The sequence below is a fragment of the Bacillus sp. FSL K6-6540 genome, from assembly GCF_038007545.1.
The window spans coordinates 4,926,271-4,941,755 of sequence record NZ_JBBOXH010000001.1 but is presented as its reverse complement, the minus strand read 5'-3'; the positions used below and the strand labels follow the sequence as shown (position 1 = coordinate 4,941,755).

Below are 15,485 nucleotides of genomic sequence, written 5' to 3'. Positions count from 1 at the left end.
GGATCACCCAATTATCGTTTGCGCAAGTAGGGATAGAGAGGGTAGTCATATGACCATTAAGAAGATTAAATATCATCGGGTGTACGAGGATGTTATCGAACAGATCAAGAATCTGATTCTGGAAGGGAATCTGGCTCCGGGTGATGTCCTGCCGACAGAACGGGAGTTGGCCCAGTCCTTCGGCATTAGCCGCGGAACATTGCGGGAAGCCTTTCGTATTCTGGAGCGTGAGGGCTTGATTGAAGCCAGACCGGGCGGCGGACGTTTCCTGAGCAAAGCACTGGATGTAGCCGAGGATCGAAGCCGCATTCTGGACAATATTGAACGCGCTACCATTATAGAATTGTTGGAGGCGCGGGAATTGTTCGAGACGGGAATCGTGGAGCTGGCGGCAAAGCGCGCAACCGATGAGGATATTGCCGAGATTGAAGCCGCCTTCGCGACATGGGGGGAGATCGATCAGAACGCGGAGGATCGCTCGAAGCCGGATCAGGCGTTTCACCTGTCGATCGCTAAAGCCACGCATAACGTAGTCCTTGTCAATATGATTGAACTGCATATGGATTTGCTTCAGCGGACGCTGAGCAAAACAGCGCAGATTCCGGGGCGAAAGAGCGAGGTCTACGAAGAACATTTACTTATTATGCAAGCCATTAAGGAACGGGATCCGGTAAAAGCGAAGCTGGCTTTGCTGAACCATCTTAGCCGGGTTAAAGAAAACATACAGAAAAACCACATTCATGTTTAAGAGGGGGGGAAAATGCACCCCCTTTTAGCACAAATTGGATAATCCAATTATCCAATGGTCATGGGTGAATATGTGGGTAGAGAGGGACTGCAGATGAATACAGACATTCGAATTCTATCACCCTGCGGCATGCTGGGATATGGCTTTCCTGAACAATCCTTTATGAACGGATTGGCGTTTGAACTGCACGGCATCGTCGTGGATGCAGGATCTACGGATGGCGGACCGCATAAGCTGGGCGCCGGCGTATCGATCGTCAGCAAGCGCGCGGTTAAGAAAGACCTGGACATCATGATTACCCAGGGTTTGCCTCGGAACATTCCGATTATCATCGGATCGGCCGGCGGCTCGGGAGCAAGGACCCATGTGAACTGGACGCTGGATATCATTGATGAGATTTTGGATGAGCGGGGTCTTCAGGCCAAGGTGTCCGTTATCTGGGCGGATTTTACGCAGGAGGAAATCCATCTGGCAAGCGAAGAAGGGAGAATCAAGGGACTGAGCCCGAACATTCCGCCACTGACCCGCGAGCGGATTGATTCCACGAACAGCATCGTTGCCCAGATGGGACACGAGCCTATTGTGGAAGCGCTTAAACAAGGGGGAGACATCATCGTATGCGGCCGGGCTTATGATCCGTCCCCATTCGCGGCGATCGGGATCTATCATGGCAAGGACCCGGGGCTATCCTATCATCTGGGAAAAATATTGGAATGCGGCGCACTGTGCGCCGAACCTGGCACAACCAAGGACAGCATTCTTGGCACGATCAGCGATGATTCGTTTACCGTTCAATCGCTTAACCCGAACCGGACGTGCAGCCCGACCAGCGTTGCCGCCCATACCTTCTATGAGAAGGAACATCCGTATATCCTGCATGGTCCCGGATTCACGCTTGATTTGGAGAATTGCCGATTCGAGGAAGTGGAAAAAGGCGTCGTTCGCGTGACGGGCAGCAGGTACCTTCCGGCGGAGAAATATTTCATCAAGCTGGAAGGCGCAAGACGCGTCGCGTATCGGACCTTTGTGGTCGCAGGGATCCGGGACCCGATCCTGATCGGGAAGCTGGAAGAGGTTGAAGAATATGTGCGCAACCAGGCGCGGGAATATTACCGGGAAATTCCGGAATCGGATTATCGGATTCAATTCTACAACTACGGCAAGAACGGCGTTCTCGGAAGCAAGGAGCCCGAGTCGTTCGACGGGCACGAGATCGGCGTCATGTTCGAAGTGGTGGCCAAGACGCAGGAGTTGGCAAACAGCATATGCGCGACGGTGCGTTCCACCTTCCTGCACTACGGCTACGAAGGCCGGAAATCAACGGCAGGCAATCTCGCGTTTCCATTCGCGCCAAGCGACATCGAGTTCGGTCCTGTGTATGAATTCTCCGTCTACCATCTGATGGAAATGAAAAATAATGCTTTTCGTATAGAGCATCGATAAGGAGGATCAAACCATGACTCAACTCGGCGATTTGGCGAAGGTGCTGCGAAGCAAAAACTCGGGCCCCTTCGAAATTACATTAGACGTGTTGTTTGATTCCAAGGAGCAATATGACAGAGTGAAACAGTCCGGCATCATATCGAAACGGACCATATGCGAGCTGTATCAGATACGGGAGGAGCAGATTCATCATCTGGTGTTTTTCGACCAGGCGCTGGGTTTCAAGATCACGATGTCGCGGGACATATCGTCGGGTAGCGTCGGCGACCGCGACGTGTACGGTGCCCAGCAGCATGCTCCCCTCATGAAGTTATCCGTCGAACATGGGGAGGAGGGGTAATCCATGAAGGTGTTAAGACGCTTAAGGCAGGATTGGGTATTATACGCAATGCTGTCGCTGCCTCTGCTCTACTTTTTTGTTTTTCACATCATTCCGCTGTACGGCATGAAACTCGCCTTTCAGGATTACCGGATTCTTGGGGATCATGTTTGGGTCGGGTGGAAGCACTTCAAGACGTTGTTTAGCTCCCCCGCCTTCACAAGCGTGCTGCAGAATACCATTATCATCAGTTTGATGAAAATCGTATTCGTGTTCCCGATTCCGATCATGCTGTCGCTTCTGATTAATGAAGTTCGGAGCTCGAAATACCGCAAATATGTGCAATCCGTGGTTTATCTGCCGCATTTCCTGTCTTGGGTCGTGATTGCCGGGATCTGGATCAGTCTCTTGAACCCAGCCGAAGGCGGAGTCAATTTGATTGCGAATTTCTTTCAACTGCCATCGGTGGATTACATGACCAGCAAGGAGCATATCCGTTGGGTGCTCGTATTCTCCGAAATCTGGCGAAGCGCGGGTTGGGATTCCATCATTTATTTGGCAGCCATCATGAAGATCAGCCCAGGATTGTATGAAGCAGCCAAGATCGACGGGGCGACCCGGCTGCAGCAGATGAGGTACATCACGCTTCCTCATTTATACAGCACAGTTGTAACCGTCTTCATTCTGAATCTGGGCTTCTTCATGAATGCTGGTTTCGATCAGGTGTTTAACTTTATGAACGATTCCATCATCAGTGTGGTCGATATTCTGGATACGTATGTGTACCGGATCGGTATCGGAAACGGACAGTTTGCTTATGCAACCGCGGCGAGCCTGTTCAAGGGCGTGATCGGCATCATTCTCATCCTGGGCACGCATTTCATATCGAAGCGCTTCTCGGGCAAGGGCGTCTGGTAAAGGAGGGATTTACGATGAGACGGCTTGAAATTTCCAAAATCGTCATTTATCTGATGTTGTTTGTATTTACGCTCATGGTCTTGGTTCCTCTCCTGAATCTGCTGGCGCTGTCTCTAACCGACCCCGGCAAAGCCCATCTGATGGGCGGTCTGGACATCATTCCGAAGGGATTCTCAACGATCAATTACCAGCTGTTGTTGTCCAATCCCTTGATCACGGGCAGTATTCTGAATTCGGTATGGATTACCGTGGCAGGCACATTCCTGAATCTGCTGCTGACCTCCATGGCAGCGTACGTGCTGGCGAGAACCGAGTTTATCGGCAAAAAGGTCGTGTTGTTTTTCCTGATCGTCATTATGGTATTCGAGCCGGGCATGATTCCCGAATACCTTCTCGTGAAGGATCTCGGACTGATGAATACGTTAACCTCGCTGATCCTGTACAAAGCGATCAACGTGTACTATCTCTTTATTCTGATGCGGTTCATTCAGGACATTCCGGAGGAGATTCTGGAGGCATCCCGAATCGACGGCGCAGGCCATTTCCGCTTGTACAGCCGCATCATCCTGCCGCTCTCCAAACCGGGGCTGGCGACCTTGGGCTTGTTCTACGGAGTGTACCACTGGAATGAATATTTCCGGGCGACGCTCTATATTTCGGACCCGACCAAATGGCCGCTGCAGGTCGTGCTCAGACAGTTTGTTGTCCGTAAGGACAATACGTCACTGATCGGGAACCAGAACATGTTCGACAGCTCGATCAATTTTGATTTCGCTTCCCTGCAGGCAGGTACGATCATGATTGCGATTGTGCCGCTGTTATTCCTATATCCGTTCATTTTGAAATATTACGCCAAAGGCGAACTGGAGGGCGGAGTCAAGGATTAAGCTAAGGAAGGCAGCTTAACTTAAGGCATGAATGTTCAAATTCAAAAAAGGGGAGAAAGATGAACATGAAAAAATTAAGCCTGTTATTCATCGTTGCCATGCTGGTTATGGTCATGTCGGCATGTACATCGAATTCGAAGACGCCGGGAGCGGGCCAAACCGAGCCCGGGACCGCGCAGCCTGAAGGAAGCGGTGATCCGGTTACACTGAAGATCGTGTACAAGGATGAAGGAACGGCGAATCCCGTTTCCGTTAAATTCTTCGAGACCTTGGAGAAATCCCTGGCCGAAGACGAAGGCTTAAACGTGAAATTCGAGCTTGTGGATCTGGCACAGGGCAGTTATGCCGAGAACCTGAATCTACTGCTGTTGGGCGGAACCATTCCGGATATCATCTACTTCCAAGGCGGCGACCAGCAAATTGCCGAACAAGGCCTGCTCGAGGATCTGACGCCTTACATTGAAAAATCCACTTACATTAAGGATATCATCGAGCCGCATAACCAAACGCGGATGGCAAGCTATCCGTATCTGCTGTGGATCAAACCGCTCGCACCGAAGACCCCGGTCATCCGGGCCGACTGGTTTAATGCCATGGATAGCTCCAAGGCCCTAATGGAGAATCCGACCGTCGACAATTATTACGCCTTCTTTAAGGAATTGGTGGAGAAGAAGCCGGGTGAAGGCAAGCCGAGTTACGCGCTGACGGCAGCAGGCGATATTGCCGAGATCAACTTCATTTTCAATACGGCTTTCGGTTTGGATACGACTTGGCTTAAGAAGGAAGACGGCACTTATGAGTACTCCAAGGTTTCCCAGAATGAAAAAGAAAAGCTGACGTTCTACAACAAGCTCTACAAGGAAGGACTGCTGGACCCGCAATTCATTACGAAGCAGTGGGATACGAAGGAAGATGCCTTCTATAAAGGGGAAGCTGCCGTTATTACGGGCACGGCCGGCAAAATCATCGATTTGTATGACGGAAGAATGCAGGAGCTCGGCGGAGAAGACGCTAACCTGATCGTGCTGCCGCCTGCCAAGGGTGAAGCTCAAGGCTTCGGGGCAACCGACGTAACGAAGGAATCCAGAGGACTTGCGATCTCTTCCCAGTCGCCGCATAAAGACGTGGCGTTCAAGGTCTTTGATTACCTTGCAAGTCCGAAGGGGCAAATGCTGGACCGTCTCGGTTTCGAAGACGAGCATTATAAAGTCGTTGACGGCGAGATCGAGCTGAACGAGAAATATTACAGCGAATGGTATGCGCGTTTCTGGGAGCCGACCGAGATCAAATCCGAAACGCCTTTGAAAACGCCGCTATTGGGTGAGCCTGGAACCGAATCGTTGAAAATGGCTGGCGATTTCTACACGGAAGACAATAATTTCATCATCCCTGAGCAATTCATTGCGAACTGGGATGCGATGAACAATCTGTACAAGGAATATTCGACGGACTTTATTACAGGCAAGAAGGATTTGTCCCAATTCGACCAATTCGTTGAAGCCTGGAATGCTGCAGGCGGAGCAGAGATAACGAAATACGCCAACGAAAACATCAAGTAAGGAGCCTATAACTATGACTTCGTTTCGTGACCGGGTGAGGGGCGTGGTGATATCCACCGCGCTCGGAGACGCAATGGGAGCTCCAATCGAGAAATTGACGTACGGGGAGATCAAGTCCAAGTACGGACGCGTGGAATCCCTCATGACAAGATGGCATAAGATGGACCTGCCCCCCGACGTCCGGCTTGGCCGGGTAAGGGGCGATGGCATTGTCACGGACGATACGCTGATGACCATTGCGCTTATGAACGTGTATCTTACCGAGGGCAGGCATCTGGATGCCTATGATATGGGCAACGAGTTCGTGAAGGAGATAGCGTTCCGCAAGACGTTTGTCCCTGAGCTGAATGAGGAGACGCTGATTATTGACCGATTGTTCTATCCGGAAAAATACATCTTCATGCGTCATGTGCTGGCCAATTGCGATCCGAGAGAAGGCGGCATCGGGAATATGGTGAACTGCGGGGCGGCGATGTACATCGCCCCGATCGGGATCGTCAATGCGGGCAACCCCAAAGCGGCTTATGATGAAGCCATCCTGTTTGCGATGGGTCATCAGATCAGCTACGGCCTGGAGGCCGCGGGCGTTCTGGCTGCTTGCGTGGCGAAGGCGTTCGAGCCGGGGGTGAGTGTGGACGACATTGTCCACACCGCCATCAGCCTGGCAAAGGACGGCACAAAAGCTGCCATTGTGGAAATGACGCAAGCCGCCCGCGAATTGCGTCATCAGCGGGATGACATGGACAAAGTGATCGAGGTATTGCAAGCGATCATGCTTAAATATTCGCCGATGGGCGATGACGTGAGCCGCCATATCGACAAGGTCGGCATCCCGAGCAACCATTATACGCCAAGCCGTCTATGGTCGATTGAAGAGCTGCCGATGGCACTGGCGTTCATCGTGCTCAATGACGGAGAGTACTACCGTTCGATTTTGGACGGGGTTAACTCCGGGCGCGATACGGACTCGATCGGTGTTATGGCCGGGGTGATCCTGGGCGCCATGTATGGCAGCGAGGTCATCCGCAAGGAAGATATCGAACAGCTGAATAAGGTGAATCGTTTGGACCTGTGTGCCATCGCCGACCGGTTCAGCGGCATTGCCGCGAAAATCATCGAGGAGGATCTCCGCATCAATGAATCTCGGAAGAATATTGTAAGCCCATAGTTTTTTGCAAGCCATTGGAACTCAGCGGATGTAGAGGAATGGTTGTTACAGGAGGGAGAGCAAATGATACCTAAACATTATGTAGAGACGGTATATGCGGGATTCATCGGCATGAACATTGGCATAAGGCTCGGTGCTCCCATCGAACCGGTAGCTTGGACGTATGAACGCATTCGGGACGTATACGGCGACATCCGGGATTACGTGAAGCCGTACAAAACCTTTGCCGCGGACGATGACGCAAACGGTCCGGTTTTCTTTATACGCGCGTTGTATGACGATGCGACGGACCGTGAGCTCACACCGGAGGATGTGGGCAAGGCATGGCTCAATTACGCTAGGGAAGGGATCGGCATGTTCTGGTGGGGCGGCGAGGATATCAGTACCGAGCACCGCGCCTATGTGAATCTGCGCAAAGGCATCCCGGCCCCTCGTTCCGGTTCGATCGAGGTCAACGGCACGGAGATGGCGGAGCAGATCGGCGGCCAGATCTTCATCGATTCCTGGGGCCTGCTGTTCCCGGGGCAAGCGGAGAAAGCGGCGGATTACGCGGAAAAAGCGGCCAGCGTCTCCCATGACGGCAACGGGCTGTATGGCGCCCGCTTCATGGCCGCTTGCATAGCCAAAGCCTTTAATGCTTCATCCATGGATGAGATTATCGCGGAAGGCCTGCGCATGATTCCGGATGACTCCACCTATGCGCGCGTGGTCCATGCGGTGATGGACTTCCACCGGGAGCAGCCTTCCGATTTCCGCGCTTGCCGCCAGTATTTGGAGGACCACTGGGGATACGATAAATATACGGGCGTATGCCACATTATCCCGAATGCGGGCGTGTGCGTGCTTGCCCTTCTGTATGGCGAGGGAGATTATGCGCGCACGGTCGAGATCGCTTCGATGTGCGGCTGGGATACCGATTGCAACGCAGGCAATGTGGGAACGATCCTCGGCGTTTACGGAGGTCTGGCGGGAATCCCGGAACATTACCGCAAGCCGATCAATGACTTCATCGTGGCTTCCAGCGTGTCAGGCTATTTGAATCTGGTCGATTTTCCGACATTCGCCAAAGAGCTTGCACTGCTTGGCTATCGCCTTAACGGAGAGAAAGCACCTGAAGAGCTGGTTCGCCGGGTGAAGCAGGGCGAGGTATACTTTGATTTCGACCTGCCGGGATCTACGCATGGCTTTCGGACGAGTAATTCGTTCAAGACGCCTGTCTTGCGCCACTCCACCAAGAATGCCTATGATGGCAGAGGATCTTTGGAAGTCGTCTTTGATCGACTGGTGGAAGGGGACAGCAGCAAGATTTATTATAAACCGTTCTATCGCCGGGCGGAGTTCAACGATGAGAAGTATAAGCCGACCTTTGCGCCGCTGGCCTATAGCGGACAAACCGTATCCGCCCACATTTATGTGGATCAGTGGGAAGGCGAACCGGTTACCTTGACTCCGTATGTGCGCAACACCTATACGCAGGAGGACGTGCGTTTGGCTGCGTTGACTCCCATGTGCGGAGAGTGGAACGCGGTGCAATTCGTCATTCCGGATACGGATGGTGCCATGATCGATGAGATCGGCTGGATCTTGGAGAGCCCGTCGCCGCTCTTGAACCGTGCCATCGGAAGTTTGTTCGTCGGGCAATTCCGCATCACGGGGGCTTCAGACTATACGATCGATTTTGCCAAGCAGGCCAAAGAGTTCGCTTCCGTCACCCCATTCTCGCATCATCGAGGGAAATGGGAGCTGCGTGACGGTGCCCTGCATTGTTCCTCAGAAGGGGATACCTCCTCCTATTCCGGCAATTATTATGCCGGAGATATGGAGATTGAGGCGACCATCAAACCGATATTCGGCACCAGCCATGGTGTTATTGCAAGGGCGCAAGGCGTCATGCGTCATTATCTAGCCGGCTTCGACGGCCCGAACTCCGTATCGTTTATCAAACAGGATTTCGGGATCAAGCGTTTGATTACGGCAAAATACGATTGGGCATTGGGTAAAGAATACCGCCTGAAGCTGGTGTCCGAGAGGGACAGGTTCATCTTGTATATTAATGGAGAGAATGTGCTGGAATGCAAGGAATCTGCCTATGCTCACGGCATGTTCGGTTTTGGTTGTCTGGAGGATGGCGAGAACGAGATCAAGGAAGTTCGCGTTCGTACATTCGAGCCGAAGCCGGTTTAACAGAAGGGAGCGGGTTAACTTTGCGCAAGCTGGTTGTCATTGGAAGCATCAATATGGATGTTGTGAGTAATGTAGCGCAGTTTCCCCAGCCGGGGGAGACGATTCATAGCAGGGACGCACAGTTTTTTCCCGGGGGCAAAGGGGCAAATCAGGCTGTGGCCGCAGCCTTGGCAGGTGCCGATTGCAGCATGGTCGGCGCCGTGGGCCTGGATCCTTTTGGAAGCACTTTGGTTGCTTCCTTGGAGGAGCGCGGCGTTGGCGTCTCGTCCGTTCTCACCAAGGCAGGCACATCGGGAATCGCGATCATCACGGTCAACGAAGAAGGCGAGAACTATATCGTGCTCTCGGAAGGAGCCAATGGGCGGCTGACCGAAGAGGATGTTGCCGCCGAAGTGAACTGGGACGGCGTACATGCGGTGCTGCTGCAGAATGAAATTCCGTGGCAGACGACACAGCATGTCATCCGATCGGCCAGCAAGGCAGGCGTTCGCGTCTGGCTGAATCCGGCCCCCGCGCGAACGATTCCGCACGAGGTGTTTCCGCTGCTGGATACATTGATTGTAAACGAAACAGAAGCAGGCGTGGTTAGCGGGCTGAGGGTGGAGGACGCAGCTTCGGCCGAGGCTGCTGCAGCATCGATCATCGGAAGAGGCACCTCCAACGTGATCATCACCCTTGGCGAGTTAGGGTGCTTCTATGGGAATGCACGCGGAGAGCGTTTTAACGTTCCGGCTTTCCGCGTCAAACCCGTGGATACCACGGCGGCAGGGGATACCTTCATCGGTGCTTATGCGGCAGCTTGCACGGAGGGGCTGGATACGGAAGCAGCCCTGCGGTTTGCGACCGCAGCTGCTGCATTGACGGTGACCCGTCCGGGTGCTCAATCCTCCATACCGGCTAAGGAAGAGATTGTGGCGTTTATGAATACATGAATCATGTTGCTAGAGAGAGGGCGTTTACGGATGCCTTCTCTTTTTGTTAGATAATGCAAGATTCCATGGGAGCTGCCGACATGTTATGCCGAACCCTTTCATATATGTAAGAGTGACGATAATGAATCTATGAAATGGGGGATCTGGCAAATGGCAAAACAAAAAAGAGGCAAATCCTTATGGCACTTACCGACTCGCGCACGCGGCACATGCCCAGTGTGCAAGAGTACCCGGACCAAACTGTTGTATCCTCGGACCAAATCGGACGGTACTGCACTGAAAGTGTGCAAGCGCTGCGACGGTGCATCGCAGGAGCGGGTGGATGCGGCTGTGTAAGCAGCTTCCCGATACAAGGAAGGACTAGAAGTCAGGGATTATTTGGAATATAATAGTTCTATCTAAGAGTGCATAGGCCGTTTTCCACGTGAAGCGGTCTATGCTTTTTTACACGGATCAAGGTTCTCTGGGGCATACTCGCCTATTCGGCGGGGTTCGTAAACGTGAGGAACCTGGGGGTGACACGGTTACAAGAAAGCTGGGATTCATATCAACCATTCATGGGCGGTGAAGGCATGTTAGAGGAACGGTTAAAGGAATACATAAGGCAGCACAAGCCATTGATGGCGGATTTGGGCATCGTTCGGGATTTAGCCCTGCCGCAATGTTATATTGCCGCAGGTTACATTCGAAATTATGTATGGGACATCCTGCATGGATTAGACGGGACGGACCGGCATACCGATATCGATGTCGTTTACTTCGATCCGGATGATGTGTCCGTAGAACGGGATGCTGCCCTGGAACAGCACTTAAGGACCTCGACGGCGAACCCGAAATGGTCGGTCAAGAATCAGGCCAGAATGCATGCCAAGAACGGAGATGAGCCCTATCATTCGACCCATGCAGCGCTAACCCATTGGCCGGAGACGGCCACCGCGGTCGGGGCCAGACTGAACGTCGCAGGGGAGCTTGAGCTTTGCTGTCCTTACGGATTGGATGATTTATTCGCGCTTCGGGTTCGAAGAAGTCCTAACTTTGATAAACGGGGCTATTACTTGGAACGGGTACGCAAGAAACAATGGAAGGATCAGTGGCCGCGTTTAGCGATCATCGAGGATTAGATTAGAGTTTGCCGAGTAAGAGATACGATCGGCAAGGATTTAGGCATTCTTATGTGGAATTTGTTAGAAACCGGCTGATAACGGCAGAAACAAGGGGTTATAACATTGAACATATTCGACCGTGCGCGTGAAAAGGAAAAGTCGTATCACGAGAAATTGTATGAAGAAGCCGTATTGTTTGAACCTGGGAGCTGGTTAGCCAAGCCCGTTCAGACCGTTCTGGATTTTTTGGACTTATTGCCGTTTCAGGATCTGCGGGTACTGGATCTGGGATGTGGCGTCGGGCGTAACAGTATCCCGGTTGCGCAGCGGATCCAATCGGCGAACGGGCAGGTCATCTGCGTGGATTTGCTGCCATCGGCTATCGACAAGCTGGTGCAGTATGCCGCGTTGTACGGCGTAAGCTCAAGCATCGAGGCACTTGCAGCAGACGTAGAGTTTTACGAAATTGCCGAGGCGTCTTATCACTACATCATTGCCTGTTCCTGCCTGGAGCATTTGAGCTCGGAAGAAGCCTTCGTATATAAGGTCAAACAAATGCAGGCTGGAACCGTGGACCAGGGCATCCACTGCCTCATGATGAGTACGGAAGTGAAGGAAATCGATCGGGAGAGTGGTTTGGAGGAAGAGGGTTTAATCGAGTTGAATCTGTCGACCGAAAGGGCCTTTTCCATCCTTGATGAGCTGTATTCGGAATGGGAAATCTTAACGAGGCGGCAGGTGCAGCAGGATATTCAAGAAGTGAAGGAGGGGAGAGACGTTCTTTTCCGAAGTCAATGGATGACCTTCACTGCGAGAAAAGGAGGGGATTGACCATGGTGAAACATACGCATCTCGGCGTTTATGGAATACTGGTTCAGCATGATCATATCCTGTTGATCCAGAAAGCGAGAGGGCCGCATAAGGGGAAGTGGGATTTACCGGGCGGCTCGATCGAGTTCGGCGAAGAGCCGGAGCATACCCTTCAGCGCGAATTTATGGAGGAGACCGGACTTGGTTCAATTAAGGGAAGCATTCGGACGGCCGTCTCTTATACGATCGTGTATCAGTATGAAGCGAATCAGATGGAAGAGCTGCATCATATCGGCATTATTTATGATGTCGAGCTGCTGGATGATCAAGCTAGAATCCAAGCGGACGGTGACGGTCAAGACTCCTTGGGAGCCAAATGGATTCCGATTGACACACTGGGATTGCTGCCGTTAACGCCGTTTGTCGAGATGATGATGGAGCCCGAATTAGAGACGAATCCAGAAGCGGGGATCGAAGAATGACGATGATATATTTTGTGAGACATGCGGAATCCCCATTTATCGAGGGGAAGGAACGGTCTCGTGGATTGTCGGCCCAGGGATCGCTTGCTGCGGAGCGAGTGAAGGAGATGCTGCGGGATGAAGGGATTGACGCGATCCTGTCGAGCCCTTATCAGCGAGCCAAGGACACGGTCCAACCATTGGCGGACGCTTTAGGATTACCGATTGCGGAGCAGGAGGACTTAAGAGAACGGATGGCCGGCGATTTGCAGGGACATTCTTTCCTTGATGCCAAAAAGAAACTGTTCCAGGATTCGGCCTTCTCCTTCCCGGGAGGGGAATCCGGTAAAGCCGCGCAAAGCCGTGCGATCCGGGCCTTCGAGATCATTTTGAATGCATATGGAGGCAAGCGGGTAGCGATCGGGACGCACGGCGATATCATGACACTCATGCTCCAGCATTATGATGAGCGCTTCGATTATCATTTTTGGCTGGGAACCACATTGCCTGATATTTACTGCGCCGAATTTGAGGAAGGGCGGCTTGTGAACCTCGCGCGGTTATGGAGCGAGCATCAAGAGGAAGGATGATAAAAAGGCCAAGAATCTCGATCGATTCTTGGCCTTTAAGTTTAGTTACTATAAATGCGAGTTTATGTAGACTGCCTCGCTGCTTAAAATTTGAAAATATTGATGGTTTTCTGCAGCCGGAAAACGGCGTTATTCATCGCTTCCGCTTCTTCCGCCATCTTCTGGATCGACGAGATGCCTTCGTTCATGGAAGCCGACACTTGCTCCGTTCCGGCAGCGGATTGCTGCGTGATCGCCGATATATTCTGGATCGCGGAAGAAATGCTCTGCGCGCTATCCAGCATGGACTGGCTTTCCTTGGAGAAAGCGGCGATCTGTTCCGAAATATACTGCACGCTGTTTACGATCTCCATAAACACAAGCTCTGCTTCGCGGATCATTTCGGTCTGCTGCCTAACGACCTCCTCATTGATTTTGATGTTTTGGGACGCGTGTTTGATGTCCGATTCGATGCTCCGAACGAGATTGAATACTTCCCGGGTTGAAGACGTGGACTCTTCGGCCAGTTTACGAACCTCCTGGGCGACAACGGCAAAGCCTGCGCCATGCTCGCCAGCTCTGGCCGCTTCGATGGATGCGTTCAGAGACAACAGGTTGGTCTGATCGGCGAGCTCGGAGATCGTCTCCGTAATCTTCGTGATTCCCCTGGCGCTTTGGGCCAGCGCATCGATGGATTCCGAAACCTTGGCCGTCGCCTCAATGTTTCGCTGCATTCCTGCAGACTGCTTGGCCACGGAATCCCTTCCTTGTTCAACCAGTCCCAGCGTTTCGATCGAGCGGGTATTCATTTCCTGGGTCGAATGCGTATAATTGCTGACCTTCTCTTCGATCTCACGGATGGAATGCGTCATTTCGGATACGTCTTCCGAAATTTCGTTGGCGCCGACGGCCAGCTCGTTGGAGGAAAGGGAGACTTGATTCATCACTTGAATAAGCTCCTGGTTTTTGATCGAGATGCTTGAGCTTGACGTCATCACCTGACGGGTGATATCCGAGGTTTCCTGCAATATTTTGCGAAGCTTGTCCACCATGCTGTTGAAGGTTCTGCTCAGATCGTTCATGCCTCCAACCTCCTCCACCTGGAAGGTGAAGTCGCCTTTGGCGATTTTGGCGGAAACGCTGGAGATTTCCGCGAAGGAGTTCGTAAGCGTTTTCTCAATGAGGCGAGAAAGAGGAAAAGTAAGCCCGGTTAGTACCACGACGATGACCACGCCAATGATTGCTTTACCCATCAGAATAAACGCAAGCAGCATGGGTACCGCAAACAAAGCGGCAATAAGATAACAGGCTGCGGTGATTTTTTGAGACATAGGGAGTCTGTTGAACCATGCCATAAGAATGAGTCCTCCTCAACAACATAGGATATATTTACCATGATTATAGCATCGACGGGCTAAACTAGATATAACGAATTGACAAAAAGTGTTGAATTAGGTCGAAAGAACTGAGTGTGATGGGAGTGAGGGGAAGCATAGCCATATGCAGATCCCCTCTTGATGCATAGAGATGAAGCCGGATTATTTCACGGCACGAAATAAGGCGGAAGCGAGATAATCCGTATTATCCAGAATCATGCGGTCATGCTTGAACAGCGTTTCCCAGAGCGCAGCATCGAACAGGAGTCCTTTATCGCGCTGCTCAAACGCATCCAGATGACGGGTTTGCTCTTCCTTTAATTGCTCGTTGAAGTGGTTGTACTCCAAAAATTCAGCCTGCTTAAAACCGCAAGACAAAAGGGCCCCCGCCCATTCTTCCCTCATCATCAGATTAGGAATGCCGAAGAATTCGAGCAGCTCCTTAAGCTTCGGCTCCGGCATCGGCTTATCCAGAAGCAGTTCCCTGTCCAGCAGGACGCCTCCGCGATCCAGAACGCGGTAATATTCGGGCAGCGATTTCGAGGTATCCGTAAATACGGTGACGGATTCGGCCATGATCAGATCAAACCGGTTGTCCTCGAAAGGCAATGCGCATACATCCGCCTGCAGGAACTCCACGTCCATACCCATGGCTTCGGCTCTTGCGCGGGCTTTTTTGATCATATTTTCGTTCAGGTCAATGGCGGTCACTTGATAACCCATCTCCGAAAGATGGCAGGCGGTTCTGCCGGTTCCGCACCCTACCTCCAAAATGCGGCTGCCCGGTTGAATGGGATAATTCTTCAGCATTCTGAGGGTCGCCTCGAATCCTCCCGGGTGGGCACTGCCCATGCCTAATCTGGAGAGCATGTGAATGTAATTCATCTCATCTATCCCTTCTTCCTTATCGTCAATGCGGGTAATCGTTTATTTACCATATGATTCAGGTACGTTTGGGGTTTTTGTTGAATTTAATATTTTGAGCCCTTTTTTGTGGCGGATGAGAGA

16 protein-coding genes are annotated in these 15,485 nt (G+C 52.0%); 14 read left to right on the top strand and 2 right to left on the bottom strand.

Translation table 11 applies throughout. The features are described 5' to 3' along the window. Window positions 1–49: 49 nt before the first annotated feature. The 14 genes from MHH82_RS21850 (at window position 50) to MHH82_RS21785 (ending at window position 13,122) form a co-directional block, all read left to right on the top strand. On the top strand, window positions 50–748 hold the full coding sequence (locus MHH82_RS21850) for a FadR/GntR family transcriptional regulator (RefSeq protein WP_015736438.1): 699 nt from the start codon (window positions 50–52) through the stop codon (window positions 746–748). Between the two features lie 93 nt (window positions 749–841). After that, window positions 842–2,191, top strand: coding sequence for an acyclic terpene utilization AtuA family protein (locus MHH82_RS21845; protein WP_340967834.1), 1,350 nt, complete (start codon window positions 842–844; stop codon window positions 2,189–2,191). A 13-nt stretch (window positions 2,192–2,204) separates the two neighbouring features. Further along, window positions 2,205–2,531, top strand: coding sequence for a DUF4387 domain-containing protein (locus MHH82_RS21840; protein ID WP_015736436.1), 327 nt, complete (start codon window positions 2,205–2,207; stop codon window positions 2,529–2,531). 3 nt (window positions 2,532–2,534) lie between these two features. Continuing rightward, a complete protein-coding gene (locus MHH82_RS21835) occupies window positions 2,535–3,428 on the top strand; it encodes an ABC transporter permease (RefSeq protein ID WP_009589957.1) in 894 nt (297 codons plus the stop codon). A gap of 14 nt (window positions 3,429–3,442) precedes the next feature. Beyond that, on the top strand, window positions 3,443–4,315 hold the full coding sequence (locus MHH82_RS21830) for a carbohydrate ABC transporter permease (RefSeq protein WP_009589953.1): 873 nt from the start codon (window positions 3,443–3,445) through the stop codon (window positions 4,313–4,315). Between the two features lie 65 nt (window positions 4,316–4,380). Continuing rightward, window positions 4,381–5,874, top strand: a complete 1,494-nt coding sequence (locus MHH82_RS21825; RefSeq protein ID WP_340967832.1) for an extracellular solute-binding protein — start codon at window positions 4,381–4,383, stop codon at window positions 5,872–5,874. A 13-nt stretch (window positions 5,875–5,887) separates the two neighbouring features. Then, entirely contained in the window at window positions 5,888–7,042 is a 1,155-nt protein-coding gene (locus MHH82_RS21820; protein WP_340967831.1) for an ADP-ribosylglycohydrolase family protein, read from the top strand. 63 nt (window positions 7,043–7,105) lie between these two features. Continuing rightward, window positions 7,106–9,226, top strand: a complete 2,121-nt coding sequence (locus tag MHH82_RS21815) for an ADP-ribosylglycohydrolase family protein (protein ID WP_015736433.1) — start codon at window positions 7,106–7,108, stop codon at window positions 9,224–9,226. 20 nt (window positions 9,227–9,246) lie between these two features. Beyond that, window positions 9,247–10,158, top strand: coding sequence for a ribokinase (rbsK, locus tag MHH82_RS21810; RefSeq protein ID WP_015736432.1), 912 nt, complete (start codon window positions 9,247–9,249; stop codon window positions 10,156–10,158). Window positions 10,159–10,308: 150 nt separating this feature from the next. Further along, a complete protein-coding gene (locus MHH82_RS21805; protein WP_081746334.1) occupies window positions 10,309–10,494 on the top strand; it encodes a hypothetical protein in 186 nt (61 codons plus the stop codon). A gap of 236 nt (window positions 10,495–10,730) precedes the next feature. Next, entirely contained in the window at window positions 10,731–11,279 is a 549-nt protein-coding gene (locus MHH82_RS21800; protein WP_340970089.1) for a nucleotidyltransferase family protein, read from the top strand. A gap of 105 nt (window positions 11,280–11,384) precedes the next feature. Further along, window positions 11,385–12,092, top strand: a complete 708-nt coding sequence (locus MHH82_RS21795; RefSeq protein ID WP_015736430.1) for a class I SAM-dependent methyltransferase — start codon at window positions 11,385–11,387, stop codon at window positions 12,090–12,092. Window positions 12,093–12,094: 2 nt separating this feature from the next. Continuing rightward, entirely contained in the window at window positions 12,095–12,553 is a 459-nt protein-coding gene (locus MHH82_RS21790; RefSeq protein WP_015736429.1) for an NUDIX hydrolase, read from the top strand. Continuing rightward, on the top strand, window positions 12,550–13,122 hold the full coding sequence (locus MHH82_RS21785; protein WP_015736428.1) for a histidine phosphatase family protein: 573 nt from the start codon (window positions 12,550–12,552) through the stop codon (window positions 13,120–13,122). The genes MHH82_RS21790 and MHH82_RS21785 overlap by 4 nt, the downstream gene beginning before the upstream one ends. Before the next feature lie 83 nt (window positions 13,123–13,205). Here the strand turns inward: MHH82_RS21785 and MHH82_RS41680 are convergent, their stop codons facing one another. Both MHH82_RS41680 and MHH82_RS21775 read right to left on the bottom strand, forming a co-directional pair. Next, complete coding sequence (locus MHH82_RS41680; RefSeq protein WP_445661996.1) at window positions 13,206–13,835, bottom strand: methyl-accepting chemotaxis protein; 630 nt, start codon at window positions 13,833–13,835, stop codon at window positions 13,206–13,208. 804 nt (window positions 13,836–14,639) lie between these two features. After that, window positions 14,640–15,362, bottom strand: coding sequence for a class I SAM-dependent methyltransferase (locus MHH82_RS21775; RefSeq protein ID WP_015736426.1), 723 nt, complete (start codon window positions 15,360–15,362; stop codon window positions 14,640–14,642). Between the last annotated feature and the right edge of the window lie 123 nt (window positions 15,363–15,485).